We start from the raw sequence: 16,802 nt of genomic DNA on the forward strand, positions 1-16,802 counted from the left end.
GAAGGACCGCCGTGCCGTCACCGGACGATCGTCTCGCCCCACGTCGCCGACCGCGTCAGGTGCGCGCGGAGCTCACCCGCGACCGGATTCTGACGGCGGCTGCTCACGTTTTCGTCGAGCACGGGTACGCCGCGGGCACCACCAACCGCATCGCCGAGCACGCCCGCGTCTCGATCGGCTCGCTGTACCAGTACTTCCCGAACAAGGACGCGGTCCTGGCCGCCCTGCTGGTGCGGCACGTCGACCGCGGCCGGTGGGCGCAGGCCGAACAGCTCGACCTCGCCCCCGGCTCGCTGGCGCAGACGGTGCGGGCGCTGGTCCGCGACGCGATCGACAACCACGACGAGGACCCGCGGCTGCTGCGGATCATGATCCAGGAGGCGCAGCACTCCCGGGAGCTGACCGAGGCCGTGGCCCGGCACGGCGAGCAGCGGGTCGCCCAGGTCCGCGACCTGTTCGCCCGCCACCCCGACGTCGGCGTGGCCGACCTCGACACCGCGGCGGAGCTCATCGTGTTCACCGTCGAGGTGAACACGCACCGGCTCATGGCCTTTCCGCGGAACACCACCGTCGAGAAGTTCGAGAACGAGCTCGTCGGGATGGTGACGCGCTACCTGCGCGGCGACCGCTGAACCGCCGTCGGGTCACCGGTCGCGGCGCAGGTGGCGCGCTGGCCCGCTCAGCGCCAGAACGACCGGCGGCGCTCCTTCGCCTCCTGCTGGGCGAACTGGCGCAGCAGTTCCCGCGCGCGGGCCCAGAGCCGGTCGACGTCACCGCCCGCGGTGAGCTCGTCCTGCAAGCGCCGCAACGGTTCGAACGCCTGCCCCTGCTCACCGGCGATCAACGTGCCGAGCCGGCTGGCGAGGTCGGCGAGCAGGTCGCGGCGTTCCCACTCCGGCAGACCGGTGGCCTGGTCCAGGCGGTCGGCTTCCAGCGCGGCGATCTCGCGCAGTTCGGCCGTGGCGTCCCGGGGCGGTGCCGGACGGGCCGAGCCGCGCAGGGTGGCCGAGATCCGGGCTCGGCCGCGGGTGGGCGGTGGCACCGGGGCGCCGGGCGGGACCGGGGCTCCAGGCGGCACCGGAGGGCTCTGCGGTGCTGGAGGTGCGGGCGGCTTCGGGGCGTCGGGCGGGGCGGGTGCGCCGGGCGGGACAGGGGCACCGGCCGGAGTCGGAACGCCGAGCGGGACGGGTGCCCCCGGCGGGATCGGGACGCCGTCCGGCGCGGGCGCGCCGGCCGACCTGGCGGGAGCGGCGGGCATCGGAGCGGCGGGCATCGGCGCGCCCGCCATCGGTGCGGCCAACGGGAACGGCGCCGGTCCGGCGAAGCCCACCGCCCCACCGCCATAACCACCGCCGTATCCGCCACCGGCGCGCGGCATGGGCGGCGGTGCGGGGTCCCAGCCCGACGGCAGCTCGACCGGCTGCACCACGCGGTGCACCTCGCCGTCGCCCGCGACCCGTTCGTCCACCGCCACGAACGCGGTGAACCGGCACAGCACCCCGAACCGCAGCGAGGTCCGCACGATCTCCGCTTCCACGGCGCGCTCGCCGGTCGCGTAGCGGTCTTCGAGGTCGCGCAGCGCGGCACGGGCCCACTGCGACCGGACCGCGGGCTCGGTGTGCTCCAGGACGGGCACCGCCTCCTCCCAGGCGCCACCCTCGCGGGTGCGGCCGCGGACGGTGAACGACTCCGGCGCGGCACCCCGGTACCGGCCGAACGCCACCAGCGGCACGCCGGGGTAGATCGCGGTGGGCAGCTTCGGCAGGTCGGACGACGGTGTCACGACCACGTCGGTGACCACCGGCGCGCCGATGCGGCGCTGGATGTGCGTCATCGCCTCGTCGAGCCGGTCCTCGCTCTCGACGAGCTCGCACCGCCCGGCGCCGCGCGCGGCCAGGCGGCCGAGGAAGCCCGCGTTGACGGCGGAGTCGATGCCGACGGCGTGCACCCGCGTGCGGCCGAGGACCGGTGCGATGTCGCGCAGCAGCTGGTCCTCGTTGCCGACCTGGCCGTCCGTGACGAGCACGAGCACCGGGTCGCGGTCCGCCTCGGCCTGCGCGAGCAGGGTCAGCCCGTCGCGCACCGGCTGGAACATCTCGGTGCCGCCGCGCGCCTGCACCTTCGCCAGGTGCTCGACCGCGCGGAACCGGTGGCGGTCGGTACCCGCGACCAGGCCGGTGCCGAGCTCGGCGGGGTGTTCCACGCGGTCGTCGAACGTGAGCACCGCGAACCTGTCGTCCGCCGTCAACGTGTCGACGATCCGCGCCGCCGCACGCCGTGCCGCGACCATCTTCCAGCCCGACATGCTGCCGGACCGGTCGAGCAGCAGCACGACGTCACGCGGCCGCACCGCCGCCCGCGGCTGCGGTGGCAGGACCGTGAGCTGGTAGGTGCCCTCCTCGCCGTCGGCGTCGGGCACGCACACCACCGCGGAGCTGGTGCCCGCGTAGGCCAGCCGCAGCACGAAGTCGCGGTCGACGCGTTCACCGGGAACGACCGTGACGGTGTTGCCCTCGGCGGTGACGGCGTGCAGGCTCGACCGCACCTCCCCGAGCTCCAGCCCGGCCGGGTCGACCTGCACGCTGATGCCCAGGCGCACCGGGTTCGGGAAGCCGGGCAGCAGCACCGGCGGCGTGATCCGGGAGGCGTCGGGTACGAGGTCGGTGTCCTGCGCGTGCCCGTCCCCGACCGACGGACCGTCGAGCGGCGCACCCGGCACGTACCGCGGCGCCACGACGAGCGGGAACCGGAACGTGGCCGCGCCGTCCTCGAACACCAGCGGCCCGACGACGCTCAGCTCGACGGTGACCCGTTCGCCCGCGGGGATGTTGCCCACCCGCATGGTGAACACGTCCGGCCGTTCCTCCTCCACGATGGACGCTCTTCGCCCCGCCGCGATCGCCTGGTCATAGGCCTCGCGTGCCTGACCGCGCTCTTGCAGGTCGGCCACGACGGTCCGGTCGCCTGCGGTCATCTTCATGCCGGTGACGGCGGCGCGGTCGGGCAACGGGAAGACGTAGGTGGCTTCGAGAGCGGTGTCGTGCGCGTTCACGAACCCGGTCGTGAACACCGCGCGACCCAGGAGCCCGGTGACCACCGCCCGCACGTCGACGCTCTCCAACGGCAGGTTGCCGCGCTCGGTGAGCAGCGCGCCGACCCCCGCGTCCTCGGTCGTCCGGCCGACGCGGTCCACCTCGGCCGGCTGCAACGGGGTGACGGTGATGGTCATGGCGTTTCCCTTTCGTCGGTGAGCAGGCCGCGGGCGGCGAGCAGGTCGAGCAGTGGCCGCGCGGCGGCCGCGATGTCGGCGAGGTCGGCGGGGGTCGGGGTGCCGGGGGTGAGGAGGACGGCGCCGCCGGTGAGGGGGATGCCGGTGAGGAGTGCGGGTGGTGCCGGTGCGTCGTGCGGGGCGGGTGGGCTGGATGGGGCGACGGGCTCGGGCGGGCTCGGTGGTGCGGCGGGTGCGGGTGGTGGAGCGGCACCCGCGGGCGGCACGGGCGAGGGCGGCGGCACGGCATCCGCGGGCGGCATGAGCGACGGCGGCGGCGCAGCACCCGCAGGCGGCGCGGGCGCAGACGGCGGCGCGGCACCTGCGGGCGGCGGAGCCAGCGGTGCGACCGCTGGCCAAGGCGTGCCCGCTAGTGGCGGCGGTGGCGTGGGCGGTGCGGGCAGCGGCGGTGGCGCGGGTGGTGCCGGTGGTGCTGCCGGCGCGGCCCAGAACCGCGGCCGCACCTCCCCCGCCGGCGCGTCCTCCGCCACCTCCAGCAACCCGTCGGGCACGCGGGCGATCGCCAGCAGCGCCTGGTCGGTCGCACCGGCGAGCTCGGCCTGGATGTCGGCCAGCGTCCTCCCCTCCGACTGCAGCCTCTTGACCGCCACCAGCTGGAGCAGGTGGCGCCGGTCGTACAGCGCGGTGCGGCCGCGCATCGCCGAGGGCCGGTCGACCAGCCCCGTCGTCGCGTACCAGCGGACCGCTCGCCGGTCGGGCACGTCGCGAACCCGGCCGTTGGGCGCGCCCTGGTACTCCGCCGTCAGCGCGGCGGAGACACGTTCCAGCAGCTCGTCAAGCGTCCACACCCCATGATAGTGACACTGTCACGATGACAGTGTCAATGAAAAAACCTGATGAGGTCCACCCGGCGTGGCCGGGTAGGGTTCCGCGCGTCGCGCAACGGACGGAGACCCCTGGGTGAGCACGGACGAGGCCAGCCTCAGCACCGGCCACGAGGCCGCATCGGGCCAGCTCAGGACCCGGAAGGCGCAGATCCTGACCGCAACCGTTCCCGCGCAGGTCGCGGACATCACCGCCCTGGTCAACCGCGTCTACGCCGAGGCGGAGGCCGGGTTGTGGCGCGACGGCGCCACCCGCACCAGCGAGGCCGAGGTCGCGGGGCTCGTCGAGGCCGGACAGGTGGTGGTCGCGCTGCACGAGGACCGTGTGATCGGCGCGGTGCGGCTGCGGCAGCTCGACGACCGCACCGGCGAGTTCGGCATGCTCGTCGCCGCGCCGGAGGTGCGCGGCACCGGGCTCGGCCGCGACCTCGTCGCCCACGCCGAGGAGTGGGCGCGGGACAGGGGCCTCTCCCGCATGCAGCTGGAGCTCCTGGTGCCGCAGAACTGGGAGCACCCGGTGAAGGAGTTCCTGCGGAGCTGGTACACCCGCATGGGCTACGAGGTCGTGCACAGGGGTGACCTGGCCGACGACCACCCGCACCTGGTGCCGGAACTGGCCTGCCCGTGCGACTTCCTGGTCTTCCACCGGGAGCTCGTGCCGGGCACCTGAGGGTGCCCGGCACGATCCGCTCACACCACCGAGCAGGCCGCCCCGTTCAGCGTGAACGCGCCCGGCACCGAGTTGGACCCGGTCCACGTGCCGGTGAACCCGAGGCTCACCGACCCGCCGCCGGGGATCGCCGCGTTGTAGGAGGCGTTGGTCGCGGTCACCGCCGCACCGGACTGGGCGGCGACGGCGTTCCACATCTGGGTCACCGTCTGGCCGTTGCCGAACGTCCAGCGCAGCGCCCAGCCGTTCACGGCGGCCGTGCCGGTGTTCTGCACCTTCACCTCGCCCTGGAACCCGCTCTGCCACTGGCCGGTCACGCGGTACGCGACCGCGCACGAGCCGGTGGGCGCGGTGCCGGTGGTGAACGTCGTGACCGGCGACCGGGACGAACGGTTGCCGGCCGCGTCGAGGGCGTAGACCGCGACCGCGTAGGCCGTGGCGGGCGTGAGGCCGGTCAGCGTCGCCGACGGGCCGGTGGTGGACGTCAACGGGGACTCGGTGCCGTCGACGACGCGCACGACCTGGTAGGAGGTGACGCCGACCGCGTCGGTCGACGCCGCCCACGCCAGTGCCGCACCGGTTCCAGTGATGTTGGAGGCCGCGGGGGCGCCGGGGGTCGTGGGTGCCGTGGTGTCCTGGCCGCCGCCGCCGAACACCGCCGCCTCCCGCGAGGTCGCCGCGATCCCGCCCGCGCCGGTGAAGATCCGCTGGCCCCAGGCGGTGAGCCGGGAGGCGTCGAAGTCGGTGGCCATGTCGAGGTACTCGACGCCGCCGCCGTTGCCGCTCCACGACCAGCCGAGGTACCCCAGGCGCTGGGACTGGGTGTAGGAGAAGATCGTGTTCTCGTCCGGGTCGCCGTCGGAGTGGTTGTGGCCGAACTCCCCCACCACGATCGGCAGCCCGGCGGCCACGAAGCGGCCCAGGTAGTCGGTGATCTCGGCCGCCGTGTCGAACACGCCGTACATGTGGACGGAGAACACGGTGTTGCGCTGCGGGTCGGCGGCGAAGACCGACGCCGCGTTGTCCCTCATCGTGAACGACCAGTCCTGGCCCCAGTTCGGGGCGTCCACCATGATCGTGTGGGTGAAGCCGGCGGCGCGCAGCCGGCTGATCGCGGACTTCGTGTCGGCGGTCCAGCCGGAGGCACCGGTGTTGCCCCACGGCTCGTTGCCGATGTTGAGGATGACGTAGGCCTCCTGACCGGTCATCGCGCTCTGCACGCTGATCCAGTAGTCGACGGCCTTGGCGAGGCTCACGGCACCGCTCTGCTCGCCGTAGCCGGTGGTGTCGTGCACCTCCAGCACGCAGATGAGCCGGTTGGCCTTGCACTGGCCGATGACGTTCGCGACGTCGGCCGCGTCGTTGCGGGTCCACCGGTCGCCGCTGGAGAGCACGACGCGAACGGTGTTGGAGCGCAACGCCTTCAGGTCGGCGAGCGCCCGCGTGGTGCGCGAGGTGTACCAGGTGTGCGCGTGGTTCACCCCGCGCATGACGAACTCCGCGCCGGTGGCGTCGTACAGGCGGCCACCGCTGACGTGGAAGCCGGTGGCGGCCTGCGCGACCGCGGGTGTGGTGAGCAGGGACAGGCCGACGAGCACTGTGCTCATCAGCGACAACAGTCGTTTCACGGTGCGGTCCTCTCTTGCGGTCCGACTGGGAGCGCTCCCAGAAATGGGCGCGCCGAAACAACCCGTGCAGGGCGACGGGAGATCAGTGAGCGGCCGCCGAGCTGTCGCGCGGGACGAGCACGGCGGTGGGCGACCAGCGCGGGGCGACCGGGCCGCCGCCGATCAGCTCCAGCACCGACTCCGCGACCGAGACGCCGAACTGGTGCACGTCGACGCTCATCGTGGTGAGCGCGGGCGTCGCGAGCCGGCACAGCGTGGAGTCGTCCCAGGCGACCAGGCTCAGCTCGCCGGGCACCGCGACGCCCAGCTCCTTCGCGGTGGCCAGCCCGGCGACGGCCATCACGTCGTTGTCGTAGAGGATCGCGGTCGGCGGCTCCTGCCGGTTCAGCAGCGCCGCGGTCAGCTTGGCGCCCGCCTCCTCGGAGTAGTCGCCCTCCACGATCACCGGGACCAGACCGGCCGCGCGGCAGCCGTCGACCAGCGCCGTCGTCCTGGCCGCGGTGTGCAGCAGGCCGGCGGGACCGGTGATCCGGGCGATCCGGGTGTGGCCGAGCGCGAGCAGGTGGGCGAGCACCTGCTCGATCGGGCCGGCGTCGTCGGTGCGCACGGCGGGTGCGGCGAGCTCCGGCGCCGGTTCGCCGACGACCACCGTCGGCAGCCCGATCTCCCGCAGCACAGCGGGTCTGGGGTCGACGACGGTCCGGTTCACCAGCAGCACGGCGTCGACCAGGCCACCGCTCGCCCACCGGCGGTAGGCGGTGATCTCGGCGTCGTGCGCGGGCACGACGTGCAGCAGCAACGACAGGTCGTGCGGCGTGAGGCGTTCCTCGATGCCCGCGATGAACTCCATGAAGAACGGCTCGGTGCCGAGCAGCCGGGCCGGGCGGGCGAGCACCAGCCCGACCGCACCCGAGGACGGGGTGCCCATCAGGCCCCTGCCCGGCCGAGGTCGTTGGCGCAGCGCAGCACCGCGGGACCGGTCAGCGCGTCCTGGTCGGGCAGCCGGACCGCAGTCCGCACCACGAACGAGCGCGTCTCCCCGGCGAGCATCGGCACCAGCATCTCCTCCACGACGGCGTCCGGGGCGACCCGGTCGGCCAGCAGCACCACGTCCCCGGCGTAGGAACGGGCGCGCACGTCGACACGGTATCCGCCCTCGACCGCCACCACCTCCGCGGTGAGCGGTGCCGGGTCGAGGTCGAGGTCCACGTCCTCGGCGAACGGCCGCACGACCCGTTCGGCGTCGGCGGTCGCCACGAGCACCTCCCGCACCGGATCTCCCGGCACCACAACGGAATCGGGCAGCTCGACCGCCGCGGCGGACCGGGCGGCGACGGCGAACGGCAGCGACACCTTCTCCAGCACCGCTCCCCCGACCGCCTGCCGCTCCACCCGCAGCTCACCGCTCCACGGCTCGTCGTGGTCGTTCACCACGACCAGCGCCGACCGGCCGTCGCGGGGCTGCACGGTGAGCAATCGCGGCGCGAACGCCCTCCGCAACGCGTACCAGAGCGGTTTGCGGCGCTCCCCGCTGTCGACCGCGGCCCACGACGTGGCGGGCCAGCAGTCGTTGAGCTGCCACACCAGCGCACCGGCCGTGCGCGGCCACCACGACCGGAAGTGCTCGATCCCGAACGCCACCGCGCGGGCCTGGTTGAGCTGCGTGGCCCAGTGCCAGTCCGCGAACTCCTCGGGCACCGGCAGGTGCGGCGCGAGACCGCGGTCCAGCTTGCCGTTGCCGTCCTCCGCCTTCTGGTGCGCGAGGAACGCGGGCGAGGTGGACGTCAGCGGTTCCTCGTGAACCCAGTGGGTCAGCGTCGTCCACGTCGGCGGTCCCTGGAAGCCGAACTCCGAGCAGAACCGCGGCACGTGGTCGCGGTAGCGGGTGTAGTCGACCCGGTTCCACACCTCCCACTCGTGCCGGGTGCCGTGGTCGGCGTCGTTGGGGTGGCGCTCACCGGGGCTGTGCGGGCTGCCGGGTGAGTAGTGCCGGGTCGGGTCGAGCTCGGCGACGACCGCGGGCAGCAGCTCGGTGTAGTAGCGCAGGCCCCAGGTCCGGCCGCCGAGCTGCTCCGGCCAGCCCCAGTCGGCGAAACCCCACTGGTTCTCGTTGTTGCCGTTCCACAGCGCGAGCGACGGGCGCCCGGCCAGCCGCGCGACCTGCTCGCGCGCCTCGGCCTCCACCTCGCTCCACAGCGGCTCCTCCTCCGGGTAGGCGCCGCAGGCGAACAGGAAGTCCTGCCACACCAGCACACCGCGCTCGTCGCAGACGTCGTAGAAGTCGTCGGACTCGTAGATGCCGCCACCCCAGACCCGCAGCATGTTCAGGTTCGCCTCGACGGCCTGGTCCACCCGGCGCGCGAGCCGGTCGCGGGTGACGCGGGTGAGGAAGTGGTCGTCGGGAATCCAGTTGGCGCCCTTGGCGAACACCCGCCGGCCGTTGACGACGAACGTGAACGGCGTGCCCACCTCGTCCGGTTCGACGTCCACGGTGACCGTACGGAACCCGACCCGGTGCTGCGCCCCGTCGAGGAGCCCGTCCGGGCCCAGCAGCGACACGGTCACGTCGTAGCGCGGCTGCTCGCCGTACCCGACCGGCCACCACAGCTCGGCGTCCGGCACCAGCGCGGTGACCACGCCCCGGTCGCCCTCGCAGTCCGCCTCGAACGTCTCGCCGTTCACCTCGACGCGCAGCCGCAGGGCCTTCGGTGCCGCGGGGTCCGCGTGCTCGACGTCGGCGTGCACCTCGACCCGGCCGGTGCCGTCGGCGTCGACCGTCACGAGTGGACGGACCGACGCCAGCCGCGCGGTGTGCCAGCGCTCCAGCCGCACCGGCTTCCAGATGCCCGCGGTCTGCAGGTCCGGTCCCCAGTCCCAGCCGAAGGAGCAGGCCATCTTGCGGATCATGTTGAACGGGTGCGGGTAGGCGTGGTCGCGCCGTCCCAGCCGGCCCTCCACCTCCTGCGCCCGCGTCAGCGCGGAGGAGAACGTCACCACCAGCTCGTTGGTGCCGTCGGCGAGGAACGGCCGCACGTCGAACCGGTACGTGCGGTGCATGTTCGCGGCGGTGCCGACCAGGACGCCGTTGAGCTGCACAGCGGCGATCGTGTCGAGGCCCTCGAACACCAGGTCGGCGCGTTCGCCGGCGACGGCCGACGCCTCGAACTCGGTGTCGTAGCGCCATTCTGTGCGGTGCATCCACCGCAGCGACTCCTCGGCGCGGTCGAGGAACGGGTCCTCGATCAGCCCGGCGGCGAGCAGGTCGAGGTGCGTGCTGCCGGGCACGGCGGCCGGCACCCGCACGCCCCGCAACGAGTCGGGCGCGGGTCCCGCGACCACGCTCAGCTGCCACCCGTCGTGCAACGTCTGGCGCTCCATCATGTCCCCATTCCCCAGCGTCAGCCGGAAACCGGTGCCGCGTCGGCCCATTGCCCGGTGTGGTGGTCGTACGCCGCGGCCGCACCCGCCCGCGCCACGACGTCGCGGCGCACGTCGAGCACGCGGCCGCGGGCGTCGGGGTTCGGCGAGGCGGCGGCGAGCAGCTTCGTGTACGGGTGGTGGGCGTCGAGGATGACCGCGTCGGACGGTCCCCGTTCCACCACCCGGCCGCGGTGCAGCACGAGGATCTCGTCGGAGAAGTGCCGGGCCGTCGCGAGGTCGTGCGTGATGTAGAGGACGGCCAGCCGTTCCTCGGCCTGCAAGCGTGCCAGCAGCCTCAGGACGCCGAGCCGGATCGACACGTCGAGCATGGACACCGGTTCGTCGGCCACCACGACCTGAGCTCCCGGTGCGAGGGCGCGGGCGATCGCGACGCGTTGCCGCTGGCCGCCGGACAGCTCGTGCGGCCGGCGCCGGGCGAAGTCGCGCGGCAGGGTCACGCGGTCGAGCAGCTCCCGTGCCAGCTCCACCGCCTCGTCCTGGTCGCGGGCCTTGCCGTGCAGCAGCAGCGGGCGGGTCAGGTGGTGCTCGACGGTGTGGAACGGGTTGAGCGAGGCGAACGGGTCCTGGAACACCATCTGCACCCGGTTGCGGTACTCCCGGTCCGGCACCGGCGCGCCGGTCGGTCCGGTGACGGTGATGGTGCCGCCGCTGGGTTTCTCGAGCCGCGCGATCATCCGCGCGATCGTCGACTTGCCCGAGCCGGACTCGCCGACGAGCGCCACGGTGCGGCCGGGGTCGAGGGTGAACGAGACCCGGTCGACCGCGCGGAACGACGTGCGTCGCAGCCCGGTCCGCACCGGGAAGTCCTTCACGAGCTCGTCAGCGCGCAGGGTGGTCATCGCAGCGCCCCTTCCCGGCCGAACGCGCCGCGTTCGCCCTCCAGGCTCGGGAACGACCCGAGCAGCTCGCGGGTGTACGGGTGGGTGGCGGCCCGGTGGACCTGCTCGGCGGTGCCGTGCTCCACGACCCGGCCGCCCCGCATCACGGCCACCCGGTCGCTGATCTCCAGCAGCAGCGGCAGGTCGTGGGTGATCAGCACGACCGCGAACCCGAGCTCGTCGCGGAACCGCAGGATCTCCTGGAGGATGCCGCGCTGCACCACCACGTCGAGCGCCGTCGTCGGTTCGTCCATGATCATGACCTGCGGTTCGAGCAGCAGCGCCATCGCGATCATCACGCGCTGCCGCATGCCACCGGACAGCTCGTGCGCGAACGACCCCAGCCGGCGCGGGTCGACCCCGACCAGCTCCAGCACCTCGGCGCACCGCTGCCGCCGGTCCTCCCTCGCCATGGCGGGCCGGTGGGTGGTGAGCACGTCGTCGAGCTGCGCGCCGATGGTGGTCACCGGGTTCAGCGCGTTCATCGCGCCCTGGAACACCATGGACAGCTTGGTCCAGCGGAACGCCCGCAGCTCCTCCGGTCCCAGCGCCAGCACGTCCACGTCGGTGCCGTCGGCGTCGTGGAACACGACCGAGCCGGACGTCACCTGCGCGGGCGGGCGGTGCAGCCGGTTGACCGCGTGGGCCAGCGTGGTCTTGCCGCACCCGGACTCCCCCGCGATGCCGAGCACCTCGCCGCGCCGCAGCGTGAAAGACACGTCGTCCACCGCGAGCACCGGCTCGGCGCCCTGGTACACGACGGAGAGGTCCCGCACCGTCAGCACCGCGTCCACGTCCGGCCGTTCGACGGCCTCGGCCCGCGGCACCACGGCGTCGGGCGCACGGCGCGGTTCGCTGCGCAGCTTCGGGTTGATGATCTCGTCGATGCTGAAGTTCACCAGCGCGAGCCCGCACCCGAACAACGCGATCACCAGCCCCGGCGGGACGAACCACCACCACGCGTCGAGCTGCAGCGCGAACCCGTTCTGCGCGTAGAACAGCATCGTGCCGAGCGTGAGCGAGTTCGACGCGCCCAGGCCGAGGAACGACAGCCCGGCCTCGCCGAGGATCGCCGCGATGACCGCGAACACGAACTGCGAGGCCACCAGCGGCAGCAGGTTCGGCAGGATCTCCACGGTGATCACCCGCCACGGCTTCTCGCCCGCGACCCGCGCCGCCGCCACGTAGTCGCGGTTGCGCACCGACAGCGTCTGCGCGCGCAGCACCCGTGCCGAGGCCGCCCAGCCGGTCAGCGCCAGCACCACCGCGATCGTCCACGCGCCGCGCTGGTCGGCCGGCACGAACCCGGCCACGACGATCACCAGCGGCAGGCCGGGGATCACCAGCACCACGTTGGAGAACAACGAGAACAGCTCGTCGGTGACACCGCCGGCGTACGCGCCGAGCACGCCGAAGAACGCGGACAGCGCGGTGGCGAGCACGCCCACCAGCAGCCCGATCCGCAACGACCCGCGGGTGGCGTGCGTGAGCTGGGCCAGCACGTCCTCCCCGGTCTGCGTGGTGCCCAGCAGGTGCTCGCCGCCGGGCGGGGTCAGGCCGATGTCGCGCACCGCGTTCGGGTCGCCGGTCAGCAACGGCCCCACCAGGCCGAACAACGTGATGACCGCGATCAGGCCGAGGCCGAAGCCGAGCTTCGGCGACCAGCGCGGCAACAGCGCGCCCCAGCCCGTGCCGGAGTTGCCCATGGTCCGCTCCTCTCAGCCGGTCGCGCGGGTGCGCGGGTCGACGATCGCGTGCAGCAGGTCGACCGCGAGGTTGGCCCCGAGCACCGCGGTGGTGATCACCAGGAAGATCCCCTGCATGAGCGCGTAGTCGTTGTTCTGCACCGCTTGCAGCAGCCGGCCGCCGATGCCGGGGTAGGAGAAGACCTGCTCGGTGACGATCGAGCCGGCCACCACGAACCCCAGCGAGATGGCGAACCCGGCCACCGACGGCAGCACGGCGTTGCGCGCGGCGTAGCGGATCATGACCCGGCTGTCGCGCAGTCCCTTGGCGCGGGCGGTGAGCACGTAGTCCTCGGACATCGCCGACACCATCATGTTGCGCATGCCCAGCAGCCAGCCGCCGACCGACGAGATCACGATCGTCAGCGCGGGCAGCGTGCCGTGGTAGAGCGCGGAGCCGATGAACTCGGCGTTCCAGCCCGGCGACAGGACCACGTCGTAGCCGCCGAGCAACGGGAACCAGCCCAGCGCCGACGACAGCAGTGCCACGAGCAGCAGTGCGAGCCAGAAGTACGGCACCGCGGCGAGGACGGTCGTCGAGGGCACCAGCGTGTCGAGCCAGGTGCCGCGCCGCCAGCCGACCACGGCACCGAGTGCGACGCCGAGCAGGAACGACACCAGCGTCGCGATGCCGACCAGCACGATCGTCCACCACAGCGACGCCGTGATCACCTCCGACACCGGCGCCGGGAACGCGCTGACCGAGACGCCGAGGTCGCCGCGGGCGAGGTTGCCCAGGTAGGAGAAGTACTCGCCGAGCACCGACCGGTCGCCGCCGGTGCCGAGCAGCAGCTCGTAGGAGCGGCGCACGGCCGGGTCGACCGAGCCGCCGCGCTGCTGCAGCCGGGCGATCAGCACGTCGACCGGGTTGCCCGGCATGAGCCGCGGGATCACGAAGTTCAGCGTCACCGCCGCCCACAGCGCGACCAGGTAGAAGGCGATCTTGCGCGCGTAGTACCGCATCAGCTGCCCGCGGGCTTGAGCTTCATGAGGACCTCGGAGCTCTCCGGCCGCGACCAGACGGCGGGGAACGCGTAGAGGTCGTCGGTGGTGGGCCAGCCGGTGAACTTCTTCGCGTTGTACTCGCTCGTCGTGCCGCCGGTGAGCACCGGGATGTACGGCATGACCTCCTCCACCCGCTGCTGGATCACGTCGAAGTGCGGCTTGCGGGCCGCGGCGTCCTCCGGGTTGATCCGCTTGAGCGCGGCGAGTGCGGCGTCGACCTGCGGGTCCTTCATGCGGCCGAAGTTCGGGTTCGCGGCCTGCCCGACCGGTGCGGTGGTGTAGCCGGCGAAGAAGTAGCTGAACGTGTAGTACGGGTCGGCCGCCGGGCCCTGGTAGACCGAGTCGATTAGCAGCTCGTACCCGCCCTGGCTGCGCGCGTCGGCCCACTCGTTCCACGACAGCTGCTGTGGCGTGACCTTGATGCCCGCCTGCTGGAGCTGCTGGGCCAGGGTGTTCACGGCGGTGATGTAGTCGGTCCACCCGGTCACCACCTTGACGGTGAGCGACAACGGCTTGCCGTCCTTGGCGTAGATGCCGTCGGCGCCCTTGCGGTACCCGGCGGCCTCCAGCAGCTGGGCCGCCTTCGCGGTGTCCGGGCTCATCGCAGCGGACTTCTCCTCGAGCGTGCCCGCGATGTACGGCTCGTCGCGCTGGAGCAGGGCAAACCCGGGCGAGATCGGGCTGCCGGTGTCCTGGAACGCGAGCGCGTTGAGCTGTGAGCGGTTCATGGCGTGGTGGATCGCCTTGCGCACGGCGGGGTCGGTCTGCGGACCGGTGCAGCCGAGCTCGGCGCTGGAGCAGGTGAACAGCGCGATCTGGTTCTGCGGCACGGTGACCGCGCGGTAGCCGGGGTAGGTCTTCTCGACGTTCTTGATGTCGGGCACCGGACCGGTCTGCCAGTCGACCTTGCCGGCCTTGAGCGCGTCGGCACCGCCCTGGTTGCCCGCGAGCGACAGGTAGCGGACCTTCTTCACCGCGGGCTCGCCGCCGTGGTAGCCGGGGTTGGCCTTGAGCGTGATCGCCTGCGGCTTGAACTCCTCCAGCTGGAACGGCCCGGTGCCGACCGGGTTCTTCACCGGGTCGGTCGCAGGGGTGGCGAGGTCCTTCCAGAGGTGTTCGGGCACGATCCACAGCCGGCCGAGCACCTGCGGGCCCTCCATGAACGACGGCTCGTCGAACTTCACCACCACGTGGGTGTCGTCGACAGCGGTCGTCGTGCCCTTGAAGCCGGTCGAGTTCATCGTGCCGTTCTTGCGCACCATGTCGAAGGTGAAGACGACGTCGCGGGCGGTGAACTCCTGCCCGTCGGACCACTTCACGTCGTCGCGCAGGGCGACCGACAGCTCGGTGCCGTCGGCGTTCCAGGAGAACTCCCTGCCCAGCCGGGGCCGGGGCTTGGCGTCGCGCTGCATGGCGTTGAAGAAGAACAGCGGCTCGAAGATGGTGCCGATGCCCTCGTTCGCCGTGGGCGAGTAGGGGTTGAAGTTGCCCTGGTAGTCACCGTTCTGGCCGGTGAAGGCGACCAGCGTGGCCGCGTCGGCCGAGCTCCCGCCGGACGGTCCGCAGGCGGTGGCCGTCAGGGCTAACGCCGCGACCGCGGCGGCGACGCGCAGGGACTTCGGGTTCATCGTGGATCCTCTCGCAGGCCTTCAGTGGGCTGGATCACACCAACGGAGGACATTCTTAAGTAACTTAAGAAAGTAAGTCAACATCTGCGCGTAGCACCGCCGTTACTCCGACGGCTAACCTTCGTGCGGCGAGAGGAGGCCCCGTGAGCGGCCCTGTCCGGGGCACCCCCCACGCGAGCAGCAAGGCAGCGGTGCTGGACGTCATCCGCGCCGCGGGCACGATCAGCCGCGTCGGCCTGATCAACGCCACCGGCCTCACCGGCGCCACGATCTCGACCGCCGTGCGCAAGCTCCTCGACGAGGGTCTGGTCGCCGAGACCGGCCACGCCGAGTCCACTGGCGGCAAGCGCAGGGTGCTGCTGCAGCTCAACCCCACGTCCCGGTTCGCGCTGGGCGTGCACCTCGACCACAGCGGCATCACCTACGTGCTGACCGACCTGGCCGGCGGCGTGGTCGCGCGGATCACCAAACCCGGCGCGGGCACCCGGGCACCGGCCGAGGTCGTCGACCGCATGGCGGCCGAGGCGAAGACCCTGATCGCGAGCGTCGGCGTCGACCACGACCGGGTCCTGGGCCTGGGTCTCGTCTCCCCCGGCCCGCTGGGCGCCAGGACCACGGCGGCCATCGCCCCGCCCGTGATGCGCCGCTGGGCGGGCTACCCGGTCGACCGCGAGCTCGCCGCCGCCGCGGGCCTGCCGGTGGTGGTCGACAACGACGCCACCGCCGCGGCACTGGGCGAGCACTGGTCGCGCGGCATGGGCAGCGCCTCCACCTCGGCCGCGCTCTACATGGGCACCGGCATCGGCGCCGGCCTGGTGATCGGCGGCATCACCTACCGCGGGACCAGCGGCAACGCCGGGGAGATCGGGCACGTGTGCCTGGACGTGGACGGGCCGGAGTGCTGGTGCGGCGCGCGGGGGTGCGTGGAGGTGCTCGCCGGGCCTGAGGCCGTGGTGGCCGCGGCGCGGGCCGATCGGGCCCTGGCGGAACGGATCGGACTGGCCGGCGATCCCGGCGCGGACGGCGACCGGACGCCGGCTTCTCCCGCAGCCGGCTTCGCGGCCGTAGGCCGTGCGGCCCGGCGTGGCGACCCCGCCGCCCTCGCCCTGCTCGAACGCTCCGCCCGCTACATCGCCGTGGCCGCGCGGACGCTGGCCAACGTCATGGACGTCGAGTTCGTCGTGCTCACCGGCCCGAGCTTCGCCATCGCGGGCTCGGTGTACCTGCCGGTCGTGCGCGAGGAGCTGGCCAGGAGCTTCTACGCGCGCGGCGCGCACCCCGTGGACGTCCGCCTCTCCCACACCGCGGCCACCGCGCCCGCGATCGGCGCCGCGGCCATGGTGCTGCAGTCCGAGCTGGTGCCGTTGCACGCGCCCCAGCGACTGCCGGAGGACCTCGCAGAGCCGGGGCTCGTGACCGTCCGCCCCTGAGGGGCCGGGCAATTCACGCGACCGGTTGATTCCGTGCGAGTGCGCATAAGTTTCCGCGATTCATCTGCACGCAACTTCCGGTCTCACGAGCTGGGAATTCACCATTCGAAAAAGTGTTAACCGTTGCGCCATCCGAGTGGTCGGTCGTTTTGTCGGATTGCCCCGAGATAGAGCTGGATAACCAGCGATGCGTGACTGGGCGGTATTCGGGTTGATTCCTCGTCGGGACCGGAAAAGCGGCAGGGCGATGGACGGACTGGGGCT

General features: G+C 72.7%; 12 protein-coding genes. 3 read left to right on the forward strand and 9 right to left on the reverse strand.

The window, feature by feature from the left end; all coding sequences use genetic code 11:
* Nucleotides 1-59: 59 nt before the first annotated feature.
* Nucleotides 60-632 carry a TetR/AcrR family transcriptional regulator gene (locus ACZ7CH_RS15170; RefSeq protein WP_458432595.1) on the forward strand — a complete coding sequence of 191 codons (573 nt, stop codon included), beginning with the start codon at nt 60-62 and terminating at the stop codon, nt 630-632.
* 47 nt (nt 633-679) lie between these two features.
* On the opposite strand, the gene ACZ7CH_RS15175 is transcribed toward ACZ7CH_RS15170, so the two are convergent.
* Nucleotides 680-3,229 (reverse strand): VIT domain-containing protein, encoded by a 2,550-nt coding sequence (locus tag ACZ7CH_RS15175; RefSeq protein WP_470374154.1) that lies wholly within the window; start codon nt 3,227-3,229, stop codon nt 680-682.
* Nucleotides 3,226-4,077, reverse strand: coding sequence for a MerR family transcriptional regulator (locus ACZ7CH_RS15180; RefSeq protein ID WP_470374155.1), 852 nt, complete (start codon nt 4,075-4,077; stop codon nt 3,226-3,228). The genes ACZ7CH_RS15175 and ACZ7CH_RS15180 overlap by 4 nt, the downstream gene beginning before the upstream one ends.
* 112 nt (nt 4,078-4,189) lie before the next feature.
* Between ACZ7CH_RS15180 and ACZ7CH_RS15185 the strand changes: the two genes are divergently transcribed.
* Nucleotides 4,190-4,783: a GNAT family N-acetyltransferase gene (locus tag ACZ7CH_RS15185; protein WP_470374156.1), complete on the forward strand. Its 594-nt coding sequence runs from the start codon at nt 4,190-4,192 to the stop codon at nt 4,781-4,783.
* A 20-nt stretch (nt 4,784-4,803) separates the two neighbouring features.
* On the opposite strand, the gene ACZ7CH_RS15190 is transcribed toward ACZ7CH_RS15185, so the two are convergent.
* From ACZ7CH_RS15190 to ACZ7CH_RS15220, 7 genes are all read right to left on the reverse strand, one after another.
* Entirely contained in the window at nt 4,804-6,411 is a 1,608-nt protein-coding gene (locus ACZ7CH_RS15190) for a cellulase family glycosylhydrolase (RefSeq protein WP_470374157.1), read from the reverse strand.
* A gap of 82 nt (nt 6,412-6,493) precedes the next feature.
* Nucleotides 6,494-7,339 (reverse strand): LacI family DNA-binding transcriptional regulator, encoded by an 846-nt coding sequence (locus ACZ7CH_RS15195; protein ID WP_470374158.1) that lies wholly within the window; start codon nt 7,337-7,339, stop codon nt 6,494-6,496.
* Nucleotides 7,339-9,792 carry a glycoside hydrolase family 2 protein gene (locus ACZ7CH_RS15200; RefSeq protein ID WP_470374159.1) on the reverse strand — a complete coding sequence of 818 codons (2,454 nt, stop codon included), beginning with the start codon at nt 9,790-9,792 and terminating at the stop codon, nt 7,339-7,341. Before ACZ7CH_RS15200 ends, ACZ7CH_RS15195 begins: the two co-directional genes overlap by 1 nt.
* A 17-nt stretch (nt 9,793-9,809) precedes the next feature.
* Nucleotides 9,810-10,691, reverse strand: coding sequence for an ABC transporter ATP-binding protein (locus ACZ7CH_RS15205; protein WP_360384339.1), 882 nt, complete (start codon nt 10,689-10,691; stop codon nt 9,810-9,812).
* Nucleotides 10,688-12,436: a dipeptide/oligopeptide/nickel ABC transporter permease/ATP-binding protein gene (locus ACZ7CH_RS15210; RefSeq protein WP_470374160.1), complete on the reverse strand. Its 1,749-nt coding sequence runs from the start codon at nt 12,434-12,436 to the stop codon at nt 10,688-10,690. Before ACZ7CH_RS15210 ends, ACZ7CH_RS15205 begins: the two co-directional genes overlap by 4 nt.
* 12 nt (nt 12,437-12,448) lie before the next feature.
* On the reverse strand, nt 12,449-13,438 hold the full coding sequence (locus ACZ7CH_RS15215; RefSeq protein ID WP_360384343.1) for an ABC transporter permease: 990 nt from the start codon (nt 13,436-13,438) through the stop codon (nt 12,449-12,451).
* Nucleotides 13,438-15,108, reverse strand: a complete 1,671-nt coding sequence (locus ACZ7CH_RS15220) for an ABC transporter substrate-binding protein (RefSeq protein ID WP_470374161.1) — start codon at nt 15,106-15,108, stop codon at nt 13,438-13,440. The genes ACZ7CH_RS15215 and ACZ7CH_RS15220 overlap by 1 nt, the downstream gene beginning before the upstream one ends.
* A gap of 143 nt (nt 15,109-15,251) precedes the next feature.
* On the opposite strand from ACZ7CH_RS15220, the gene ACZ7CH_RS15225 reads away from it, so the two are divergent.
* The gene (locus ACZ7CH_RS15225) at nt 15,252-16,538 is read left to right on the forward strand and encodes an ROK family transcriptional regulator (RefSeq protein WP_470374162.1); all 1,287 of its coding nucleotides are present in this window, start codon (nt 15,252-15,254) and stop codon (nt 16,536-16,538) included.
* Nucleotides 16,539-16,802: the final 264 nt, after the last annotated feature.

This window comes from Lentzea sp. NPDC037011, assembly GCF_055607425.1.

Coding starts and splice junctions, on each gene's coding strand:
- ACZ7CH_RS15175 (WP_470374154.1), bottom strand. CDS start 3,229: ATGACCATCACCGTCACCCCGTTGCAGCCGGCCGAGGTGGACCGCGTC.
- ACZ7CH_RS15195 (WP_470374158.1), bottom strand. CDS start 7,339: ATGGGCACCCCGTCCTCGGGTGCGGTCGGGCTGGTGCTCGCCCGCCCG.
- ACZ7CH_RS15200 (WP_470374159.1), bottom strand. CDS start 9,792: ATGATGGAGCGCCAGACGTTGCACGACGGGTGGCAGCTGAGCGTGGTC.
- ACZ7CH_RS15205 (WP_360384339.1), bottom strand. CDS start 10,691: ATGACCACCCTGCGCGCTGACGAGCTCGTGAAGGACTTCCCGGTGCGG.
- ACZ7CH_RS15210 (WP_470374160.1), bottom strand. CDS start 12,436: ATGGGCAACTCCGGCACGGGCTGGGGCGCGCTGTTGCCGCGCTGGTCG.
- ACZ7CH_RS15215 (WP_360384343.1), bottom strand. CDS start 13,438: ATGCGGTACTACGCGCGCAAGATCGCCTTCTACCTGGTCGCGCTGTGG.
- ACZ7CH_RS15220 (WP_470374161.1), bottom strand. CDS start 15,108: ATGAACCCGAAGTCCCTGCGCGTCGCCGCCGCGGTCGCGGCGTTAGCC.